Raw genomic sequence first — 21,636 nt, 5'->3', positions numbered from 1 at the left:
CCACGCCTGTGGTTTATTTATAGGGCGAATGAAGCCCGCATGCCAATATGGAGATAACAATGCGTCATTATATTAAACCTCTGCTGATTGCTACCGCGCTGGCCACTTCTTTCAGCTCGCTTGCCATTCAAAAAGATATCACAGTCAATGCGAGCGTCGATTCCCAGCTGGATATGACCCAGGCGGACAATACCCCGCTGCCGGCCAGCATCGATATGCAGTACCTGCCGGGTCGGGGTCTGGAAAGCTATCGTTTGAACACGAAAGTATGGTCTAACTCCGCCACCAGTAACGTCAAAGTCCGTCTGGTCAGCGCCGCACAGTTAACCAATGCGGATGGCGATCAGAATATACCCCTGACGGTACAACTGGGTGAAAAGGCGCTCACGACCACCGACGCCGAATTCACCGGTGCCGAGCTGTTCCCTGGGACAGTGGAAAATGGTTCTGCGGTACTGCCGCTCATCATTTCTCAGACCACCAAAGGTATTTTGAAAACGGGCCAATACAGCGGTGTAGTCAGCTTGATGTTGACCCAGGCGACTACCGCGGAAGGCGGTGCATAAACAAGGTAGTGCGTTTGTAAGTCATTAACATCAGAGGGTCTCCACCCTCTGATGTCTTCCTGACATCAGAGGTTTTTTTCATGTCTCTCCCCCGTAATATTCTCCTTTTTGCCGCATTGTTACCTGCATCCATTCAGCAAGCCTGCGCGGAGATGGCTATTCCGGAGGGTTTTGAGGAGCTGGCGAAAAACCAGCGCTTATGGATTGAAGTGACGCTGTACGGTGATTCTCTTGGCCTGTTCGAAACGGACATGAATCTGGAGACCGTGCGTTTCATACAGCCGGAGAGTCTGCTAGACGCTATCAAAAAACGGTTTAATGATGATCCTCGCCTGCTATCAGCCATCAATGCGGTGCTGGCGGCTCCGATGCCTCGCAACGGCAATCTGGCCTGTAGCAGCAACGGCGAGGCGCGTGGCTGTGGGTATATCGAGACCAGCAGTGCAGCGGTGATTTACGATGAAAACAACGCGCGTATCAGCTTGTTTCTCGACAAGCACTATATGCCGAAGCCTTCGGAAGATAAGCAGTGGTTCCAGCCTACGCGTGAAACCGAGACTGCGCTCGTTCATCAGCAAAATATCAACTTTGTCGCCGATCGTGATTATCAATCGGTCAACGTGCAGGGCAACGGTGCGCTGGCGGTGACGCAGGATGGCTATGTGAACGTTGACTGGAACTGGCTGGGGCAACGCTCGCGTGAGCAGCACATGCAGGATGTGACGGTCAATAACGCCTGGTTTCGTCAGGACTTGTGGCGCAAATACTATGTCCAACTGGGGGAGATGGATACCCGAGATTTGTTCAGCAACGCCGGGGGCAATATCACGCTCAGCCAGTTGCCTATCGGTAAGATCCGCGGCATGCGTGCCGGTTCTACACGCGCCTGGATAAACCCGGTTCAACAATCGCAAGGGACGCCGGTCACTGTATTTTTGTCGCACGACGCGCGCATTGACGCCCGGCGAGGTAATCAACTGCTGGGCAGTTTTTACCTGAATGCCGGTGCCCAGACGCTGGATACTCGCGCATTTCCCGAGGGCAGTTATACGGTGACGCTGGCTATTTATGAAAATAATCGTCTGTTGCGTACCGAAGACGTCCCGTTTACGCGCACGGGAATGACCCCCTTTGACCGTGTGGAATGGTTTCTGCAAGCCGGCGAAACGGACAATGACTCGCAGCAGGACCCACGCTCACCCGTAGCTCAGGCCGGTGTGCGCCTGCCGATAACCGCCACCCTGGCGTTAACCAGCGGCGCGACAGTGACCCGACAACATCGATTTGCGGAAAACGCCCTCGACTGGTACCACGGTTTTAACACCGGCCCTGTCGACGGCGTCCTGAGCACTCGTTTTAGTTACCTTTATGGCAGCGAGGGGGAGCGCGGCAACATTCAGCAGATGAGCTACAACGACGGCTTTTCGCTGAGTTTCTACCGCAACGCTCTGGCGGCGGAAAACTGCGACAACCGTAATGCGGGATTTTACGGCGTCAGCGGTTGTTATCGATCGCTGTCGCTGATGTTTTCCGTTCCGGTAGGAAGCTGGTATGCCTCACTGGGCTACTCCGACAATCGTAATGAGGGGCGCTATATCGCCCGACGCGACTTGCCCTCCGACGATAACGGTCGTGACAACGGCTTGCCTTGGGAGCAGATGTACATGACCCGTTCGCACGCCCGCTCATGGCAGGGTGGCCTCAGTAATTCGTTCAGCACCAACGGATTGAACATCAACAGCAGCATCAACCTGTTTATGCGCAGTGAAAATCATTCTGCTGCCAGGGATAAAGGCGGCTACCTGAGCGTTAGCCTGTCCCTGGCTCGTCCGCGCCAGGGCGAAAGCTCCGGCTATACCTCGCTTGGCGCTACCTGGCAACAACAGCAACGGCAGGCGGGAACCCTCAGCTACAACGTGGCGCATAATTGGTACACCGATGCTCGCGGAGAAAACGAATATGGCGTGGGCGCTTCCGGTATCAATGGCGACTCGCTGAATACCTCCGTCTATACCCGTCAGGGCGGGCAGTACGGTAACGGCAGCCTGACGCTGAGCGATAGTTGGGATCGCCAGGCACGCCACCACACCCTCAGTAGCAGCGGCAACTACAGTTCGACTTTCGCGCTTTCCCGTTCCGGACTCTGGTTCGGCCGCTGGGGAGACGGACGCCCGGCATCGGCTATCGGCGTGGATGTCTCGGCGCCCGACGATCGGCAAAGTTCCCGAATTGCCGTAGCGCTGGACAACGGAGGGAGTGCAGAGGTGGCCGCCAACCGCCGCGCGTTATTTGCCGTGCCGGGTTACCAGCAAACCACGCTATCGGTGAGCGAATCACTGGACGTCTCCCACGGCGCCAGCAGCGAAATCACGCAGGGCTCCGGCAGCCGGACGGTCTTTATGGTGCCGGGCAATATGCTGCGTCGCGAAGTTCGCACGGTGGCCAGCTATACCTGGCTTGGTCAACTGACCGACGAGCGGCATTTGCCGCTGTCAGGCAGTGTGCCGTTGAACGTCATTGGCTGGAACGATCTCGGAGATGGAGGATTCAGCGCGCAGAGCGAGGCGCCGATCGAGGCGTTGTATCTGGTACGAAATCAACAGTTCTATCAATGCGCGCTGCAGGTCAAAAGCACGCGCGACGTCGTGCGCTACGTCGGCACGGTGGCCTGTCGTGAGATGACTTTCTCGGCGCTGCCGGACAACGTTCAGCGCCGGGCGCAATTAATGATGGCCGGCCGTGCACAGCCTTCGGGCCAGACCGCCATGAATCATCAGGAAACGACTGCCACAGGGAGTTCACGTGAAACGTTTAATTAGTCTGTTCGTGTTGTTGATCTTGTGGAGCAGTCATACGTTGGCGGGGGCTCCGGCCGGCAGAAATACCAGCGTCAGCTTCAGCTTCGATCGGCTGACGCCGCCTGCCCGTTTTGACATCTGGCGGCATGAGCCGGGTGGCTATGATCCTGCCGATCCGCAAAAGTGGGGCCGTAATGCCCTGACCTGCCTGTCGCGTACCGGTGCTACTAATGGCGCCTGCATGACGGCGCCGGTCTGGTTTAGCGCCAATCCTGCGGCGCCTTATGCGATAACCCTGCGTTTTACTCATGAACTGAGTAAGAAGACCGTGGACGTAAAAGTCTATGGTGAAAAACACATGTTCATAAATAACAAAGTCTTTACTTTTGCCAGTTATGTGACCGGCGGCAGCGCGGATATCGCAGCCTGGAATAGCGAGCCCTATTTTGACTTTTATATCGTCAGAAGCGAGCTGGAAAAACTCAATCAGCCGGGGATCTGGAGCGCCACCCTGAAACAGAACCTGCGTCAGTGGGGAAGCGCCGACTGCGGAGGGAATTTTAACGACGCCAACGTGGGCTGCCCCGGCTACCTGACGATCGCCAACTGGCAGGCGAATATTCGCCTGGAGGTGATTGATTCAAGCAATCATCAGATTTATTTACCCGCTTTTCCTCACTCCGCGCCGGTGGTGAATCTGAACCTGACTATGAGCAATCTGCCGGGGCGCCCAGGCGGGAGCGAAATCAAGGGGCAATCTTCGTTGGACATGTGCCTGTATGACGGCAATAACTCCGCCAGCAGCCGCGTGATATTGCGCTTCACCGACGATGGCGTGGCGGCGGCAGATCGCGCGGCCGGTGCGTTTTCTGTCTGGCGGCGAGGCGGCAGCCAAACCAGCGCACGCGACCGGGTGGATTATCAGGTCTCAGTGACTAACCCGGTGACCGGCGCGACAGAAACCGCCAGCAACGGAACGGATATCGTCTGGCAGGGCACGAATGATCGGAGCATTCTTCGCCAGGTCGTTTTGCCAGGCGGGAGTGAAAGCGTGCTGTGCGTGCCGGCACCGATAGTGCTCACGACGCCGACGTTTGCCGCCGAAAGTAAAACGGCGGGTGACTATACCGGCACGCTCCACGTGATTTATACCCCAAGCACCCTGTGAATGAGAGTCGCATCGTGAATTACGCCATTTTGGACGACAATCACTTCTACGCCGAAGGCCTTAGATATTTAATTTTGCGCGAAGGTGAAAATAGCCAGATTACTACGGATGATATTCGGTGGCACTGGAGACTGCTGACGATGGATATCATTGCCGTGCGATGCCGCTTTTCGCTGACGGCGAGCCAACAGACATTGCTCGACATTTTATCGAGGCTGGGGACCGGTCAATGGAACGGCAGGGTGTATCTTTGTTGCAATGCACAGAGCCGGGCCTTGGCCATGCGTATGCGCAAGCGATATATCTCGTTAGAGATCCATCTTCTGGACGACGGTCAAAGTCTGCAGAAAACGGCCCAGCTACTGGCTCAAGGGCCAGCGCTCCCCGCCGTTCAGTGTCTGGATCCCAGTCTCACCGATGCTGAATTTACCGTACTGAATTTATTAACTCGCGGATTTCCAGTACGGCGCGTGGCCAGAACCGCGCGCATGACGGAAAAAATCGTTTCACAGCATAAATGCAATGCGCTGAAAAAACTCAACGCCCCTAATTTACTCAGGCTTTTGAATCCGGCATGACGTCAAGGTAAAAACGTCAGGGAAATCGTGAACTCATCGAGGGGGCAAGGATTGCCTTGTTGTCTTTGGCCCCCTCTCAAACCCCACCAGCAGCAATGCGTTTCGGCAGCAATTCGACCCATGGTGTCACTTCTTGGCAGGATGCGCGGTGACGTTGGCGGGCAGGCTGTCGCCCAGGGTGATCAGCTCGTCCAGCAACGTCATCAGCTGGTCCATTTTCTGCCGCGAGAAAGCGGCTTCAATCTCGGCGTAGCCCTGTTCCACCTGGTGGCGCGCCACTTCATACAGATCCTGCCCCTGCTGGGTCAGCGACACGTACAGCTTGCGCTGATCGTTGACCGGCTTGAGGCGGAAGATCAGTTTGTCGCGCTCCATGCGCGACAGAATGCCGGTCAGGCTGGGGCGCAGGATACAGGTTTCCGCCGCCAGTTCGTGGAATTCGATCGAGCGGCTGTTGGCCAGCACGCGGATGATGCGCCACTGCTGCTCGGTGAGATTGTGGCTTTTCAGGATCGGGCGGAAGAACCCCATGGCGGTTTCACGCGCCTGCAGCAGGGCGATGGTTAACGATTCATGCATAAGTTTGGCCTTAGCTATCAAGGTGTTCGCTGTTACGGCGCTCGTCATGGGGGCGCCTGCCCCGCAAAGCCCGATTTGTTAATAACTTAATAGTAGCCAAAGTTACCCGCAGGGATAAAGCAAAAATGCGTGGCGCAGCGAAAAATGGCGAGAAAAATGATTAATACGTTGAATAATCACGCCAATGTTTGTTGTTTGTGAATATTTTGTTATCACGATCACAAATCATTCCAAGCGCGTTGCGTAAAAGCTGCGCAGCGTATAAAAGTAATCATTAATATATTAATGAATGCCGGTTGTCATGTTTTGCCATTGGAGGAGTTCGCATGAAAGGCACCGTATTTTCCGTTGCGCTGAACCACCGCAGCCAACTGGACGCCTGGGATCAGGCGTTTCACCAGCCGCCGTACCAGACCCCGCCCAAAACCCCGGTGTGGTTTATCAAACCGCGCAATACCCACCTCGCCAACGGCGGGGCGATCCCGTTTCCGGCCGGTGAAACCGTGCAGAGCGGCGGCACGCTGGCGGTGATCATCGGCGACACCGCGCGCAAGGTGCCGGCAGCGCAGGTGAGCCGTTATCTGGCCGGTTACGCGTTGGCCAACGACGTCAGCCTGCCGGAGAGCAGCTTCTATCGCCCGGCGATCAAGGCCAAATGCCGCGACGGCTTCTGCCCGCTGGGGGAGATGGGGCAGTTGGAGAACGCCGATCGACTGGAGATCGTCACCGAGATCAACGGCGTGGAGCGGGATCGCTGGTCCACCGCCGATCTGGTGCGCTCGGTGCCGGAGCTGATCGCCGCCATCAGCGATTTCATCACCCTGCAGCCGGGCGATGCGGTGCTGATCGGCACCCCGCACCAGCGGATAGAGATCAAACCGGGGGATGAGGTGACGGTGCGCGCCGCCGGCCTGCCCACGTTGAGCAACCGCGTCACTCAGGCAGGAGCCGCATCATGAAACATGCCCGTATTCGCCATCATGGCCAGATCGTCAACGTTCAGGTAGACGACCAGCTGCGCGTCACGCTGCCAAACGGCGAGGTGCTGCAGGAGCGTGAAGTGGAATGGCTGCCGCCGGCGCAGGGCACGGTGTTCGCCCTGGGGCTGAACTATGCCGACCACGCCAGCGAGCTGGAATTCAAGGCACCGGAAGAGCCGCTGGTGTTCCTCAAGGCGCCGAACACTCTGACCGGCCATCGTCAGGTATCGGTGCGTCCGGCCGACGTGGAGTACATGCATTACGAAGCCGAGCTGGTGGCGGTGATCGGCAAGACCGCACGCAACGTCAGCCGCGAGCGCGCCATGGAGTATGTGGCGGGTTACACCCTGTGCAACGACTACGCCATCCGCGACTACCTGGAAAACTACTACCGGCCGAATCTGCGGGTGAAGAGCCGCGATACCCTGACGCCGATCGGGCCGTACATCGTCGATCGCGACGACGTCGCCGATCCGCACCGGCTGGCGCTCAGCACCTACGTCAACGGCGAGCTGCGCCAGCGCGGCAGTACCGCCGACATGATTTTCGACATTCCGTTCCTGATCGCCTACCTGAGCGAATTCATGACGCTGCAGCCGGGCGACATGATCGCCACCGGCACGCCGAAAGGGCTGGCCGACGTGCGGCCGGGCGACGAAGTGGTGGTGGAGATCGAGGGCATCGGCCGTTTGGTTAACCACATTATCAGTGAAAAAGATTACGAGGAGAGCCTACGATGAAAACCATCAACCACTGGATCAACGGCAAGAACGTCGCCAGCAAAGAGTATTTCACCACCACCAACCCGGCGAACGGCGAGGTGCTGGCGGAAGTGGCCTCCGGCGGCCAGCTGGAGATCGACCAGGCGGTGGCGGCCGCGAAAGAGGCTTTCCCCAAGTGGGCCAACACGCCGATGAAAGAGCGCGCGCGCCTGATGCGCCGTTTGGGTGAACTGATCGACCAGAACGTGCCGCAGATCGCCGAAATGGAAACCGCCGACACCGGCCTGCCGATCCATCAGACCAAAAACGTGCTGATCCCGCGCGCCTCGCACAACTTCGAATTCTTCGCCGAGGTGTGCCAGCAGATGAACGGCAAGACCTACCCGGTGGACGACAAGATGCTCAACTACACGCTGGTGCAGCCGGTGGGGGTCTGCGCGCTGGTGTCGCCGTGGAACGTGCCGTTCATGACCGCCACCTGGAAAACCGCGCCTTGCCTGGCGCTGGGCAACACGGCGGTGCTGAAAATGTCCGAACTGTCGCCGCTGAGCGCCGATCGCCTGGGCGAGCTGGCGCTGGAAGCCGGCATTCCGGCCGGGGTGCTGAACGTGGTGCAGGGCTACGGCGCCACCGCCGGCGACGCGCTGGTGCGCCATAAAGACGTGCGCGCGGTCTCCTTCACCGGCGGCACCGCCACCGGCCGGCGCATCATCGAAAGCGCCGGGCTGAAGAAATTCTCCATGGAGCTCGGCGGCAAGTCGCCGGTGCTGATCTTTGAAGACGCCGACATCGAGCGGGCGCTCGACGCCGCGCTGTTCACCATCTTCTCGATCAACGGCGAACGCTGCACCGCCGGTTCGCGCATCTTCATTCAGGAGAGCATCTACCCGGAATTCGTCAAACGTTTCGCCGAGCGCGCCAACCGTCTGCGCGTCGGCGATCCGCAAGATCCCAACACCCAGGTGGGCGCGTTGATAAGCCCGCAGCACTGGGAAAAAGTCTCCGGCTATATCCGCCTCGGGGTGGAGGAAGGGGCGACCCTGTTGGCCGGTGGCCCGGATAAACCGGCCGGCTTGAGCCACGGCAACTTCCTGCGCCCGACGGTGCTGGCGGATGTCGACAACCGGATGCGCGTGGCGCAGGAGGAGATCTTCGGGCCGGTGGCCTGCCTGCTGCCGTTCAAATCAGAAGAAGACGGCCTGCGCATGGCCAACGACGTGGAGTACGGCCTGGCGTCGTACATCTGGACGCAGGATGTGAGCAAGGTTCTGCGCCTGGCCCGCGGCATCGAAGCGGGCATGGTTTTCGTCAACACCCAAAACGTGCGCGATCTGCGCCAACCGTTCGGCGGCGTGAAAGCCTCCGGCACCGGCCGCGAAGGCGGCGAATACAGCTTCGAAGTGTTCGCCGAGATGAAGAACGTGTGCATTTCCATGGGTGATCACCCGATCCCACGCTGGGGCGTTTAATCAGGCCTCGGCATCGTTCACGGAATCATTTTTGTTTCATGTGAGGACTTATGGGTAAGTTAGCGTTAGCCGCCAAGATTACACATGTGCCATCGATGTATCTGTCGGAAATCCCTGGGAAAAACTTTGGCTGCCGGCAGGCGGCCATCGACGGCCATAAAGAGATCGGCGCGCGTTGCCGCGAGATGGGCGTCGACACCATCGTGGTGTTCGACACCCACTGGCTGGTGAACAGCGCCTATCACATCAACTGCAGCGCGCATTTCTCCGGCGTGTACACCAGCAACGAGCTGCCGCATTTCATCCGCGACATGACTTACGACTACGACGGCAACCCGGCGCTGGGCCAGCTGATCGCCGATGAGGCCTGCAAGCGGGGCGTACGCGCCAAGGCGCACGACATCCCGAGCCTGAAGCTGGAATACGGCACGCTGGTGCCGATGCGTTACATGAATGCCGACAAGCATTTCAAGGTGGTGTCGATCTCGGCGTTTTGCACCGTGCATGACTTCGCCGACAGCCGCCGGCTGGGCGAGGCGCTCAAAAGCGCCATAGAAAAATACGACGGCACCGTGGCGGTGTTGGCCAGCGGCTCGCTGTCGCACCGCTTTATCGACGATCAGCGCGCCGAAGAGGGCATGAACAGCTACACCCGTCAGTTCGACCAGCAAATGGACGAACGGGTGGTCAAGCTCTGGGAAGAGGGGCGCTTTCGCGAGTTCTGCGAAATGCTGCCGGAGTATGCCGATTATTGCTACGGCGAAGGCAACATGCACGACACCGTGATGCTGCTGGGCCTGCTCGGCTGGGACAAGTACGACGGCAAGGTGGAGTTCATCACCCCGCTGTTCGCCAGTTCCGGCACCGGGCAGGTCAACGCCGTGTTCCCTTTGCCCGCTGAAGCCTGAGGTGTGTGAATGCCCCATTTTTACGCTGAATGTACCGACAATATCCGCCGCGAGGCGGATTTGCCCACCCTGTTCGCCAAGGTCAACGAGGCGCTGGCGGCGACCGGCATCTTCCCGCTGGCCGGCGTGCGCAGCCGGGCCATCTGGCTCGATACCTGGCAGATGGCCGACGGCAAGCAGGATTACGCCTTCGTGCACATGACGTTGAAGATCGGCCACGGCCGCAGTCTGGAAAGCCGTCAGCAGGTGGGCGAGATGCTGTTTGCGCTGATCAAGGAACACTTCGCCGCGCTGATGGCGCAGCGTTACCTGGCGCTCTCTTTCACCATGGAAGAGCTGGATCCGGTGCTGAATTACAAACAGAACAATGTCCACGCGCTGTTCAACAAGGCGTGAATAAGGGGTCGTAAATGCTGGATAAAGAGCAGGTTAACCGCGCCGTGCAGCGTCTGCATCAGGCGGAAAAGAGCCGTGAGCAGATCCGCGCGCTGTCGCTCGATCATCCCGAGATCACCATTGAAGACGCCTATGCCATTCAGCGGCAGTGGGTAGATCTGAAGATCGCCGAGGGGCGCACGCTCAAAGGCCACAAGATCGGCCTGACCTCGCGCGCCATGCAGGTGAGCTCGCAGATCACCGAGCCGGATTACGGCGCGCTGCTGGACGACATGTTCTTCAACGACGGCAGCGACATTCCGATCGATCGCTTTATCGTGCCGCGGGTGGAAGTGGAGCTGGCGTTCGTGCTGGCCAAGCCGCTGCGCGGGCCGAACTGCACGCTGTTCGACGTCTACAACGCCACCGACTACGTCATTCCGGCGCTGGAGATCATCGACGCGCGCAGCCACAACGTCGATCCCGAGACGCAGCGGCCGCGCAAGGTGTTCGACACCATCTCCGACAACGCCGCCAACGCCGGGGTGGTGATGGGCGGGCGGCCGATCAAGCCGGATGCGCTGGATCTGCGTTGGATCTCTGCGCTGCTGTACCGCAACGGCGTGATTGAAGAGTCCGGCGTGGCGGCGGCGGTGCTCAACCACCCGGCCAACGGCGTGGCCTGGCTGGCCAACAAGCTGGCGCCGTATGAGGTGGAGCTGGAGGCGGGGCAGGTGATCCTCGGCGGTTCCTTCACCCGGCCGGTGCCGGCGCGGCGCGGCGATACTTTCCACGTCGATTATGGCCCGATGGGCTGCATCAGCTGCCGCTTCGTCTAATAAGCAGGCTCGGCGAACCGGGCCGCAATAACCGGGCGGGGGCCAAGCGCCGCGCCCGCTTGTCAGGGAGAATACGATGTTAACCAACCACTTCAAGCGAGCGCTGCAGGAAAAACGCCCGCAGATCGGGCTGTGGCTCGGGCTGTGCAGCAGCTACAGCGCCGAGCTGCTGGCCGGCGCCGGTTTCGACTGGCTGTTGATCGACGGCGAACATGCGCCCAACAACGTGCAGACGGTGCTGGGGCAGCTGCAGGCGGTCGCCCCTTACCCCAGCCAGCCGGTGGTGCGGCCGCCGTGGAACGACGCGGTGATCATCAAGCAACTGCTGGACGTCGGCGCGCAAACCTTGCTTATCCCGATGATTCAGAATGCCGAACAGGCGCGCGACGCGGTGCGCGCCACGCGTTATCCGCCGCACGGCGTGCGCGGCGTCGGCAGCGCCCTGGCGCGCGCTTCGCGCTGGAACCGGGTGCCCGATTACCTGCAGCAGGCCGACGAGCAGATGTGCGTGCTGGTGCAGATTGAAACCCGCGAGGCGGTGAAAAATCTGGAGGCGATCCTGCAGGTGGAAGGGGTGGACGGCGTGTTCATCGGCCCGGCGGATCTCAGCGCCGACATGGGCTTCGCCGGCAATCCGCAGCATCCGGAGGTGCAGCGCACCATCGACGACGCCATCGCGCGCATCCGCGCCGCCGGCAAGGCGCCGGGCATTTTGATGGCCAACAAGGCGCTGGCGCAGCGCTATCTGGAAGCCGGCGCGCTGTTCGTCGCGGTAGGGGTGGATACCACCCTGCTGGCGCGGGCGGCGGAAGCCCTGGCGGACGAGTTCAAACAGGGCGGGGCGCAAGCGCCTTCATCGGGAGTCTACTGAACCATGAACCACGTCGATTCGCTGCCGCCGGCCAACCCGGCGCAGCAACATAAAGCGTTAACCGCCGCCGAGCAATCGGTGATTAAAAAGTTGTTTCGGCGCCTGATTATTTTCCTGTTCGTGTTGTTTGTTTTCTCTTTCCTCGATCGCATCAACATCGGCTTCGCCGGGCTGACGATGGGCAAAGATCTCGGCCTCAGCTCGACCATGTTCGGGCTGGCGGCGACGTTGTTCTATGCCACCTACGTGATCTTCGGCATTCCCAGCAACATGATGCTGAGCCGGGTCGGCGCGCGGCGCTGGATCGCCACCATCATGGTGCTGTGGGGCATCGCCTCCACCTGCACCATGTTCGCCACCGGACCGACCAGCCTGTACGTGCTGCGCATGATCGTCGGCATCACCGAGGCCGGCTTTCTGCCGGGCATTCTGGTGTACCTCACCTACTGGTTCCCGGCGTTCTACCGCGCCCGCGCCAACGCCTTGTTCATGATCGCTATGCCGGTGACTATGGCGATCGGTTCGCTGGTCTCCGGCTATATTCTGGCGCTGGACGGGGTGATGAACCTGAAGGGCTGGCAGTGGCTGTTCCTGCTGGAAGGCATTCCGTCGGTGCTGCTGGGCGTGGTGGTGTGGTTCTACCTCGACGACACGCCGGCCAAGGCCAAGTGGCTGACCGACGAGGAAAAAGCCAGCCTGAAGACGATGATGGAGGCCGATAAGCTGCAGCTGGTGCAGCCCAACGGGCCGAGCAGCCACCGCGCGCTGCAGCAGCGCAGCCTGTGGCGCGAGATTTTCACGCCGATTGTGTTGATGTATACGCTGGCCTATTTCTGCCTGACCAACACCCTGAGCGCGATCAATATCTGGACGCCGCAGATCCTGCAGAGCTTCAACCAGGGCAGCAGCAACGTGACGATCGGCATTCTGGCGGCGATCCCGCAGATCTGCACCATCGCCGGCATGGTGTGGTGGAGCAAACGATCCGACCGGCTGCAGGAGCGCAAGCATCACACCGCGCTGCCGTACCTGTTCGCCGCCACCGGCTGGCTATTGGCTTCCGCCACCGATCACAGCCTGATCCAGCTGCTGGGGATCGTGATGGCGTCGGTCGGTTCCTTTACCGCCATGGCGATCTTCTGGACCACGCCGGATCAGTCGATCAGCCTGGAAGCGCGAGCGGTGGGGATCGCCGTGATCAACGCCACCGGCAACATCGGATCGGCGCTCAGCCCGTTGCTGATCGGCTGGTTCAAGGATCTGACCGGCAGCTTCAACTCCGGGCTGTATTTCGTCTCGGCGCTGTTGATCGTCGGCGCCGTGCTGGTGTGGCGCATCCCGATGAAGGATTCGCGCCCGAGAGCGACGCCTTGATACGCAGACAGGCAGGATTGCAGGAGGTAATGAGGTGCGGAAAAGTACCGGTTTTATCGCCAACATCGATATTTGCAAAGAGTATGACGCGCGCTACGCCGCCGACGAGGTGCACTACGAAACCTTCGCTGGGCTGGCGGCATTCTTCGGCCGCGACATGCAGGTGCACTGGCACGACTGCTTCTTCCAGGTGCATTTTCTGGAGACCGGCAAGATAGAGCTGCAGCTCGACGATCAGCACTATTCGGTGCAGGCGCCGCTGTTCATCCTCACGCCGCCGTCGGTGCCGCATGCGTTCTTCACCGAACCGGACAGCGACGGCCACGTGCTAACGGTGCGTCAGGAGTTGATTTGGCCGCTGCTGGAGCGCCTGTACCCCGGCAGCAACCTGGCGCTCGACATGCCGGGCATCTGCCTGTCGCTGGCCGACGCGCCGCAGGAGCTGACGGCGCTCAGCCACTATTGGGCGCTGATCCGCCGCGAGTTCGCGCAGAACCTGGCCGGGCGCGAACAGACGCTGGCGCTGCTGGCGCAGGCGGTGTTCACGTTGCTGTTGCGCAATACCGCGCTGGAAGACAGCGCCAACAGCGGCGTGCGTGGCGAACTGCAGCTGTTCCAGCGCTTCAACAAGATGGTGGACGAGCGTTTTCGCGAGCACCTGCCGGTGCCGGAGTATGCGCAGGCGTTGGGGGTGACCGAATCGCGGCTCAACGATCTGTGTCGGCGCTTCGCCAACCGGCCGCCCAAGCGGCTGATCTTCGATCGGCTGCTGCGCGAGGCCAAGCGCATGCTGCTGTTCAGCGCCTGCACGGTGCATGAAACCGCCTACAGCCTCGGCTTCAAGGATCCTGCCTATTTCGCCCGGTTTTTCAATCGGCTGGAAGGCTGTTCCCCCTCGACCTACCGCGCGGCGCAACACGCCCTTTCGTAACCGCGATCACAGTTTGCCGCGAAAGCGGCAAACTGACCTGAAAAGTACCGGCGATTGCCGCAAAAGTCTCTTCTCGAAACCGGCTTTGGCAGCTTCAATTAAGCAACCAAAAGAAAACATTATTTTAACAAATGGCCGACTCCACGGCCTGAAAAATGCCGATGACGAGGAAGACCCGATGAAACCAGAAGACTTTCGTGCCGACAGCAAACGCCCGTTCACCGGCGCCGAATACCTGAAAAGTTTGCAGGACAGCCGCGAAATTTACATTTACGGCGAGCGCGTGAAAGACGTCACCACCCACCCGGCGTTCCGCAATGCGGCGGCCTCGGTCGGCCAGCTGTACGACGCGCTGCACGATCCGGCCAGCCAGGATCGCCTGTGCTGGAATACCGACACCGGCAACGGCGGCTACACCCACAAGTTCTTCCGCTATGCCCGCAGCCCGGAAGAGATGCGCCAGCAGCGTGACGCCATCGCCGACTGGTCGCGCCAAAGCTACGGCTGGATGGGGCGCACGCCGGATTATAAGGCGGCCTTCGGCTGCGCGCTGGGCGCTTATCCGGAGTTCTACGGCCAGTTCGCCGACAACGCGCGCCACTGGTACAAACGCATTCAGGAAACCGGGCTCTATTTCAACCACGCCATCGTCAATCCGCCGATCGACCGCCATAAGCCGGTCAACGAGGTGAAGGACGTCTACATTCAGGTGGAGAAAGAAACCGACGCCGGCATCATCGTCAGCGGCGCCAAAGTGGTGGCTACCAACTCGGCGTTGACCCACTACAACTTCATCGGCTTCGGTTCGGCGCAGGTGATGGGCGATAATCCGGACTTCGCGCTGATGTTCGTGGCGCCGATGGACGCCGAAGGGGTGAAGCTGATTTCGCGCGCCTCCTACGAGCTGGTGGCCGGCGCCACCGGTTCGCCGTTCGACTACCCGCTGACCAGCCGCTTCGACGAGAACGACGCGATCCTGATCATGGATCATGTGCTGATCCCGTGGGAAAACGTGCTGATTTACCGCGATTTCGACCGCTGTCGCCGCTGGAGCACCCAGGGCGGTTTCGCCCGGCTGTTCCCGCTGCAGGCCTGCGTGCGCCTGGCGGTGAAGATGGACTTCATCACCGCGCTGCTGCAAAAGAGCCTCTCGTGTACCGGCGTGCTGGAGTTCCGCGGCGTGCAGGCCGATCTGGGCGAAGTGGTGGCCTGGCGCAACCTGTTCTGGTCGCTGAGCGACGCGATGTGCGCCGAAGCCACGCAATGGGAAAACGGTGCCTACCTGCCGGATTCCGCCGCGCTGCAGACCTACCGCGTGATGGCGCCGATGGCCTACACCAAGGTGAAACACATCATCGAGAAGAACGTCACCAGCGGCCTGATCTACCTGCCGTCCAGCGTACGCGACATGAACAACCCGGAGATCGACAAGTACCTGGCGCGCTACGTGCGCGGATCGGACGGCATGGATCACGTCGAACGCATCAAGATCCTCAAGCTGATGTGGGATGCGATCGGCAGCGAATTCGGCGGCCGTCACGAGCTGTATGAGATCAACTACGCCGGCAGCCAGGATGAGATCCGCCTGCAGTGCCTGCGCCACGCGCAGGGATCCGGCAACATGGATCGCATGATGCAGATGGTCGACAAGTGCCTGGCCGATTACGATCAGCACGGCTGGAAGGTGCCGCACCTGCGGAACAATGACGATATTAATCAGTTGGATAATCTGCTGAAGTAATTCAGGAGGAGGTTGTATGTCTCAGGAAAATGAACAGCGGCTGCGCTTTCGCGACGCGATGGCCAGCCTGTCGGCGGCGGTGAATATCGTCACCACCGACGGCCCGGCGGGGCGCTGCGGCATCACCGCCACGGCGGTGTGCTCGGTGACCGATACGCCGCCGACGCTGCTGGTGTGCATCAACCGCAACAGCGCGATGAACCCGGTATTTCAGGAAAATCGCAGGCTGTGCGTCAACGTGCTCAACCACGAACAGGAACTGATGGCGCGCCACTTCGCCGGCATGACCGGCGTCAGCATGGAAGATCGTTTCAGGCTGGAAGAGTGGCAGCTTGGCGCGTTGGGGCAGCCTGTATTGCGCAATACCCTGGCCAGCCTGGAAGGGGAGATCGAGCAGATCCAGAGCATCGGCACTCACCAGATGTACCTGGTGCAGATCAAGCAGATCGCGCTGAGCGAAGCCGGCAACGGCCTGATCTACTTCAAGCGCAACTTCCATTCGGTGATCCACCAGATGGCGGTGCCGGCCTGAGGCGTGGGGGCGCAGTTGGCTGCGCCCCTCATCTCAACTCTTGTTGGCCGCCAGATCGCTCACCAGGCGGTTGACCGGATCGCTCATGTTGGTGAACTTGCTCAGCTCCGAACGGGTCACCACCACGAACACCCCGACGTTTTTCGCCGGGATCATCGCCATGTAGGTAATGAATCCGCCGCCGCCGCCGGTCTTCTGAATGATGCCCGGCAGCCCGTCCTTCGGCGCCATATACACCCAGCCCAATCCCAATGCATCCGCTTGTCCCGGCACGTCCATACCCTTCAGCGACACCAGATCGTGGCGCTGGAAGTACATGGTTTGCTCGCTGGCGGCGGTGGCTTTGCGCGGGCCGCTGGCGCTGGAAGAGAGGAACTGCTGCATCCAGCGCTGCATGTCGCGCGGGGTGGAGTAGACGCCGCCGCTGCCGGCCGCGGCGGTGGTGTCGCGACAGGCGCTCGGGCCGGCCGCCGCCACCATCAGGCGCGAGCACTGTTCGGGGCTCGGCGTCAACGTGGTGTCGACCATGCCGAGCGGCGCGGTGATTTTCTCTTTCAGCAGCGCGCTGTAAGGCTTGCCCGCGGCGCGCGAGAGCGCGTCGGCCAGCAGATCGTACGCCAGGTTGGAATACGCGGCGCGCACGCCCGGCGGCACCGTGACGTTGGCATGCGCCAGCCATTGCCAGCGCTGAGCCTTGGTCGGCCAGGTGAATACCGGCGTTTTCGGCGGCTTTTTGCCCGGCTGCTCGCGCGGCAACGCGCTGGTGTGGGTCGCCAGGTTTAATAACGTGATCGGCTGGCCGGCGTTGTAAGACGGCACATAGGCGCCCTTGGGAGCGTACTTGCGCAGCGGGTCGGTCAGCTTGACCTGGCCTGCCGCCGCCATTTTCACCATCACTTCGCTGGTCATCAGCTTGGTGATCGAGGCGATGCGGATCAGCGAATCCGGGCGCGGGCGCAGGTTGTTGCCGGGCTTGGTGTCGCCGAAGCTGCGGTTAACCACCTGATTGCCGTCGATCACCACCAGCGCCATGCCGGTGGCGCCGCTGTTGTAGAAAATATGTTCGGCATACTGGTCGACGATTTGCGAAGCCAGCTGCGGGGGCGCGGCCTGCACGGCCAGCGGCGCGGCGCACAGGCCCAGCGCCAGCAATAAAGCGGAGACAGAGTTCTTCAACGGTCGTTATCCATTTAACAATGCAGCGGGAAAGGGCGTAATCCATCGCCCAGTGTAATGCGCCCGCCCCCCCGCTGCATGTAGAAAAAAGAGCGGTGGCGATAAAATTTTTTAACCGCCGGCGGCTTACTGCGCGCGGGCGAAAATGGCGATCACTTCGTCCAGGTGCGCCTTCATCGCCTTGCGGGCGCCGCGCACATCGCGCGCTTCGATCGCCGCCAGGATCGCCCGGTGTTCCAGCTCGGAGCGGTGCGGCATGTCGTCCGGCGTATAGTGGCGCTGCAGCACGCGGAACATGCTGCCGTAGCGGTGGCCGAGCAGATGACCGATGATGAACGCGTAAGCCGGGTTGCCGCTGGCCTGGGCGATGCGGATGTGGAACAGCCGATCGCCGGGGTGGGTGGCGGAGCCGGCGCGGTTATCGCGGCAGTTCTGCTCATAGGCGGCGCGGATGCCCGCCAGCTCCTCGTCGGTGGCGTGGCGCGCGGCCAGCGCGGCGGTCTCCGGTTCAATCAGCAGGCGGGTTTGCAGCAGTGAAAACGGCGGCAGCTCGGCGTTGAAATCCAGCTCGATATTCAATTCGTCGTCGATCTCCGCCCACTGGTTGCGGCCGGCCTGGGCCATCACCGACTCCTGCGACGCCGCCGGTGGTGTTTGCGAACGCACGATCACCCCGTTGCCCACTTTGACGTCCACCAGGCCGATCACTTCCAACGCGATCAGCGCCTCGCGCACCGACGCGCGGCTGACCTGCAACTGCTGGGCGAGATCGCGCTCCGAGGGCAGGCGGCTGCCAGGCGGAAATTCGTTATTCTCGATAAGACGTTTGAGCTGGTCGGCTATCTGTCTGTAAATCCTTGGGTTTTCCAGTCGGGTAATCGGCATTTTTGACCTTTGACGATTCGGCGTTCAGTGATTTGGCGCACAATTATGCGACAAGGCGCTTGAGTAATCGTTATTCAAGTGTAAAAAAATGGTTAATTGAAATGTGGTTTCAAGGCTGTTTTATTAACTTCTTCCCCCAACGATAACGCGTAAAGCGTCTTTTGTCATGTTAGAGGCCTGACCTTTAATCGCCCTTAGTGGCCTGACCATTAGACCTTTAGGCCGAGGAGTCAAGATGGATTTAACCGGGAAACGCGTACTGATCACCGCCGCCGGGCAAGGGATCGGTTTTACCACCGCCAGGCTGTTCGCCGCCGCCGGCGCCGAGGTGATCGCCAGCGACATCAACCTCGAGCGCCTGCAGGGCTGCGCCGGGATCCGCGCGCTGGCGCTGAACGTCACCGATCCGGCCGCCATCGCGGCGGCGGCGGAGGCGATCGGCCCGATCGATGTGCTGTTCAACTGCGCAGGCGTGGTGCACAGCGGATCGATCCTCGATTGCAGCGAAGATCAGTGGGCGTTCGCGCTCGATCTCAACGTGACCGCGATGTTCCGCATGATCCGCGCCTTCCTGCCGGGCATGTTGGCGCGCGGCAAAGGCTCGATCATCAACATGTCTTCGGTGGCCTCGAGCGTGAAAGGGGTGCCGAACCGCTTCGCCTACAGCGCCAGCAAGGCGGCGGTGATCGGCCTGACGCGCTCGGTGGCGGCGGATTACGTCACCCAGGGCATCCGCTGCAACGCCATTTGCCCCGGCACGGTGGAATCGCCGTCGCTGCGCCAGCGCATCAATGAGCAGGCGCGCGAACAGGGGCGCAGCGAGCAAGAGGTGTATCAGGCGTTCGTCGCCCGTCAGCCGATCGGGCGCATCGGCACCACCGAGGAGATCGCCCAGTTGGCGCTGTATCTGGCCTCCGACGCCAGTTCGTACACCACCGGCACGGTGCAGATCATCGACGGCGGCTGGAGCAACTGAGCCGCCATTTTTGAGAGAGGAACGCATGAAACTTTTACGTTACGGGGAACCCGGGCAAGAGCGCCCCGGCATGTTGGATGCGCAAGGTCGCCTGCGCGATCTGTCGCAGCATATCGCCGACGTGGGCGGCGCCGCGTTATTGCCGGCATCGCTCGCCAAACTGCGCGCGCTGGACAGCGCCGCGCTGCCGCTGGTCGAGGGGCAGCCGCGCCTCGGCGCCTGTGTCGGCGGCATCGGCAAGTTCATCTGCATCGGCCTGAACTACGCCGATCACGCGGCGGAAACCGGCGCGGCCATTCCTGAAGAACCGGTGGTGTTCAACAAATGGACCAGCGCGGTGGTCGGCCCCTACGACCGGGTGGAGATCCCGCGCGGCTCGCAGAAAACCGACTGGGAAGTGGAGCTGGGCGTGGTGATCGGCCTGGGCGGGCGCTACATCAGCGAAACGGACGCGATGCGCCACGTCGCCGGTTATTGCGTGATCAACGACGTCTCAGAACGCGAATATCAAATTGAGCGCGGCGGCACCTGGGACAAGGGCAAAGGCTGCGACACCTTCGGGCCGATCGGGCCCTGGCTGGTAACCGCCGACGAGATCGCCGATCCGCACAGCCTGAACCTGTGGCTGGAGGTGGACGGCAAGCGCTATCAGGACGGCAACACCAGCACCATGATCTTCCGCATTCCGCAGATCGTCAGCTACCTCAGCCGCTTTATGAGCCTGCAGCCGGGCGACGTGATCTCCACCGGCACGCCGCCGGGCGTCGGCATGGGGCAGAAACCGCAGCCCATCTACCTGCGGGCGGGCCAGACGATGCGTCTGGGCATCGAAGGGCTGGGCGAACAGCGCCAGCAAACCGTACAGGCTTAACCGGGAGCGCCGCCATGACCACCATTACCGCACTGCGGGTTGAAGACATTCGTTTCCCCACGTCGCTGGGGCTGGACGGATCCGACGCCATGAATCCGGATCCCGACTATTCCGCCGCCTACGTGATCCTGGAGACCGATCGCGCGGATCTCAGCGGCCACGGGCTGACGTTCACCATCGGGCGCGGCAACGAGATCTGCTGCGCGGCGATCCGCGCGCTGGAGTATCAGATCGTCGGCGAGCGGCTGGAGGATATCGCCGCTGACATGGGCGCCTTCTGGCGGCGCTTCACCAGCGACAGCCAGCTGCGCTGGATCGGGCCGGACAAAGGCGCTATTCACCTGGCGACCGGCGCGGTGGTCAACGCGGTGTGGGATCTGTGGGCCAAATCGGTCGGCAAACCGGTGTGGCGGCTGGTGGCGGAGATGACGCCGGAGGAGCTGGTGCGCTGCATCGACTTCCGTTACATCACCGACTGCATCACGCCGCAGGAGGCGCTGGCGCTGCTCCAGCAGCGGGCCGAGGGCAAAGAACGCCGCCTGGAACGACTGCTGCAGGAAGGGTATCCCTGCTACACCACTTCGGCAGGGTGGTTGGGTTATCCGGACGACAAGCTGCGCCGCCTGTGCCAGGAGGCGGTCGACGCCGGTTTCTCCTACCTGAAGCTGAAGGTTGGGCGCGATCTGGAAGACGACATTCGCCGGGTGCGCATCGCGCGTGAGGTGATCGGCCCGGATCGCCGGCTGATGATCGACGCCAACCAGGTGTGGGAGGTGGATGAAGCCATTCCGTGGGTGAAACATCTGGCGTTCGCCAAGCCCTGGTTTATCGAAGAGCCGACCAGCCCGGACGACGTGGAAGGGCATCGCCGCATCCGCGAAGGGGTGGCGCCGGTCAAGGTGGCTACCGGCGAGATGTGCCAGAACCGCATCATGTTCAAGCAGTTCATCATGCGCGGCGCGGTGGACGTGGTGCAGATCGACGCCTGTCGCCTCGGCGGCGTCAACGAAGTGCTGGCGGTGATGCTGATGGCGGCCAAATACCAGCTGCCGGTCTGCCCGCACGCCGGCGGCGTCGGGCTGTGCGAATACGTGCAGCACCTGTCGATGATCGACTACCTGTGCATCGCCGGCACCCACGAGGGCCGGGTGATCGAGTACGTCGATCATTTGCATGAGCACTTTGTCGATCCCTGCGTGATCAACGGCGCGGCCTACATGCCGCCGAGCCGGCCCGGTTACTCGATCGAGATGCATCCGGCGTCGATCGAGCAATACCGGTTCCGCGGGTGAAGCGG

Annotated in this window: 21 protein-coding genes; 18 read left to right on the top strand and 3 right to left on the bottom strand. The window is 61.1% G+C overall.

Going from position 1 to position 21,636, the window contains the following annotated elements; genetic code table 11:
• Positions 1-59 precede the first annotated feature (59 nt).
• From ACMGF9_RS20775 to ACMGF9_RS20760, 4 genes are all read left to right on the top strand, one after another.
• Positions 60-566, top strand: coding sequence for a CS1 type fimbrial major subunit (locus ACMGF9_RS20775; protein ID WP_015376530.1), 507 nt, complete (start codon positions 60-62; stop codon positions 564-566).
• 80 nt (positions 567-646) lie between these two features.
• Positions 647-3,385 carry a TcfC E-set like domain-containing protein gene (locus tag ACMGF9_RS20770; protein ID WP_118892464.1) on the top strand — a complete coding sequence of 913 codons (2,739 nt, stop codon included), beginning with the start codon at positions 647-649 and terminating at the stop codon, positions 3,383-3,385.
• Positions 3,369-4,532 carry a CfaE/CblD family pilus tip adhesin gene (locus ACMGF9_RS20765; RefSeq protein ID WP_015376532.1) on the top strand — a complete coding sequence of 388 codons (1,164 nt, stop codon included), beginning with the start codon at positions 3,369-3,371 and terminating at the stop codon, positions 4,530-4,532. The genes ACMGF9_RS20770 and ACMGF9_RS20765 overlap by 17 nt, the downstream gene beginning before the upstream one ends.
• Positions 4,533-4,546: 14 nt before the next feature.
• Complete coding sequence (locus tag ACMGF9_RS20760) at positions 4,547-5,110, top strand: LuxR C-terminal-related transcriptional regulator (RefSeq protein ID WP_015376533.1); 564 nt, start codon at positions 4,547-4,549, stop codon at positions 5,108-5,110.
• Between the two features lie 126 nt (positions 5,111-5,236).
• Here the strand turns inward: ACMGF9_RS20760 and hpaR are convergent, their stop codons facing one another.
• Entirely contained in the window at positions 5,237-5,689 is a 453-nt protein-coding gene (gene hpaR, locus ACMGF9_RS20755) for a homoprotocatechuate degradation operon regulator HpaR (protein ID WP_015376534.1), read from the bottom strand.
• 326 nt (positions 5,690-6,015) lie between these two features.
• Here hpaR and ACMGF9_RS20750 point away from each other — a divergent pair, with 326 nt between their 5' ends.
• From ACMGF9_RS20750 to hpaC, 11 genes are all read left to right on the top strand, one after another.
• Positions 6,016-6,648 (top strand): fumarylacetoacetate hydrolase family protein, encoded by a 633-nt coding sequence (locus ACMGF9_RS20750; protein ID WP_015376535.1) that lies wholly within the window; start codon positions 6,016-6,018, stop codon positions 6,646-6,648.
• On the top strand, positions 6,645-7,409 hold the full coding sequence (locus ACMGF9_RS20745) for a fumarylacetoacetate hydrolase family protein (RefSeq protein ID WP_004933177.1): 765 nt from the start codon (positions 6,645-6,647) through the stop codon (positions 7,407-7,409). The genes ACMGF9_RS20750 and ACMGF9_RS20745 overlap by 4 nt, the downstream gene beginning before the upstream one ends.
• A complete protein-coding gene (hpaE, locus tag ACMGF9_RS20740) occupies positions 7,406-8,860 on the top strand; it encodes a 5-carboxymethyl-2-hydroxymuconate semialdehyde dehydrogenase (RefSeq protein ID WP_015376536.1) in 1,455 nt (484 codons plus the stop codon). Before ACMGF9_RS20745 ends, hpaE begins: the two co-directional genes overlap by 4 nt.
• 50 nt (positions 8,861-8,910) lie before the next feature.
• Complete coding sequence (gene hpaD, locus ACMGF9_RS20735; protein WP_015376537.1) at positions 8,911-9,768, top strand: 3,4-dihydroxyphenylacetate 2,3-dioxygenase; 858 nt, start codon at positions 8,911-8,913, stop codon at positions 9,766-9,768.
• Positions 9,769-9,777: 9 nt separating this feature from the next.
• Positions 9,778-10,164, top strand: coding sequence for a 5-carboxymethyl-2-hydroxymuconate Delta-isomerase (locus tag ACMGF9_RS20730; protein WP_004933172.1), 387 nt, complete (start codon positions 9,778-9,780; stop codon positions 10,162-10,164).
• 14 nt (positions 10,165-10,178) lie between these two features.
• A complete protein-coding gene (hpaH, locus tag ACMGF9_RS20725) occupies positions 10,179-10,982 on the top strand; it encodes a 2-oxo-hept-4-ene-1,7-dioate hydratase (protein ID WP_015376538.1) in 804 nt (267 codons plus the stop codon).
• A gap of 76 nt (positions 10,983-11,058) precedes the next feature.
• Positions 11,059-11,853: a 4-hydroxy-2-oxoheptanedioate aldolase gene (gene hpaI / locus ACMGF9_RS20720; protein ID WP_015376539.1), complete on the top strand. Its 795-nt coding sequence runs from the start codon at positions 11,059-11,061 to the stop codon at positions 11,851-11,853.
• 3 nt (positions 11,854-11,856) lie between these two features.
• Positions 11,857-13,227: a 4-hydroxyphenylacetate permease gene (hpaX, locus tag ACMGF9_RS20715; RefSeq protein ID WP_088381222.1), complete on the top strand. Its 1,371-nt coding sequence runs from the start codon at positions 11,857-11,859 to the stop codon at positions 13,225-13,227.
• A gap of 34 nt (positions 13,228-13,261) precedes the next feature.
• On the top strand, positions 13,262-14,158 hold the full coding sequence (hpaA, locus tag ACMGF9_RS20710; protein ID WP_004933161.1) for a 4-hydroxyphenylacetate catabolism regulatory protein HpaA: 897 nt from the start codon (positions 13,262-13,264) through the stop codon (positions 14,156-14,158).
• Positions 14,159-14,336: 178 nt separating this feature from the next.
• Positions 14,337-15,899, top strand: coding sequence for a 4-hydroxyphenylacetate 3-monooxygenase, oxygenase component (gene hpaB, locus ACMGF9_RS20705; RefSeq protein ID WP_004933158.1), 1,563 nt, complete (start codon positions 14,337-14,339; stop codon positions 15,897-15,899).
• Positions 15,900-15,915: 16 nt separating this feature from the next.
• On the top strand, positions 15,916-16,431 hold the full coding sequence (hpaC, locus tag ACMGF9_RS20700) for a 4-hydroxyphenylacetate 3-monooxygenase, reductase component (protein ID WP_004933156.1): 516 nt from the start codon (positions 15,916-15,918) through the stop codon (positions 16,429-16,431).
• A 33-nt stretch (positions 16,432-16,464) separates the two neighbouring features.
• On the opposite strand, the gene ampH is transcribed toward hpaC, so the two are convergent.
• Together ampH and ACMGF9_RS20690 are read right to left on the bottom strand one after the other, a co-directional pair.
• Entirely contained in the window at positions 16,465-17,607 is a 1,143-nt protein-coding gene (ampH, locus tag ACMGF9_RS20695) for a D-alanyl-D-alanine-carboxypeptidase/endopeptidase AmpH (protein WP_015376541.1), read from the bottom strand.
• 126 nt (positions 17,608-17,733) lie between these two features.
• On the bottom strand, positions 17,734-18,492 hold the full coding sequence (locus ACMGF9_RS20690; RefSeq protein WP_004933150.1) for a FadR/GntR family transcriptional regulator: 759 nt from the start codon (positions 18,490-18,492) through the stop codon (positions 17,734-17,736).
• Positions 18,493-18,727: 235 nt separating this feature from the next.
• On the opposite strand from ACMGF9_RS20690, the gene ACMGF9_RS20685 reads away from it, so the two are divergent.
• From ACMGF9_RS20685 to ACMGF9_RS20675, 3 genes are read left to right on the top strand one after another with little or no spacing between them, the layout of a single operon-like run.
• Positions 18,728-19,468, top strand: coding sequence for an SDR family oxidoreductase (locus tag ACMGF9_RS20685; protein WP_004933147.1), 741 nt, complete (start codon positions 18,728-18,730; stop codon positions 19,466-19,468).
• 25 nt (positions 19,469-19,493) lie between these two features.
• The gene (locus tag ACMGF9_RS20680; protein WP_044029744.1) at positions 19,494-20,339 is read left to right on the top strand and encodes a fumarylacetoacetate hydrolase family protein; all 846 of its coding nucleotides are present in this window, start codon (positions 19,494-19,496) and stop codon (positions 20,337-20,339) included.
• 14 nt (positions 20,340-20,353) lie between these two features.
• Positions 20,354-21,631 (top strand): L-fuconate dehydratase, encoded by a 1,278-nt coding sequence (locus tag ACMGF9_RS20675; RefSeq protein WP_414160391.1) that lies wholly within the window; start codon positions 20,354-20,356, stop codon positions 21,629-21,631.
• Positions 21,632-21,636: the final 5 nt, after the last annotated feature.

This window comes from Serratia sp. BNK-23, assembly GCF_047456145.1.
Classification (GTDB): domain Bacteria; phylum Pseudomonadota; class Gammaproteobacteria; order Enterobacterales; family Enterobacteriaceae; genus Serratia; species Serratia nematodiphila.
This window is presented reverse-complemented; position numbering and strand designations above follow the sequence as displayed.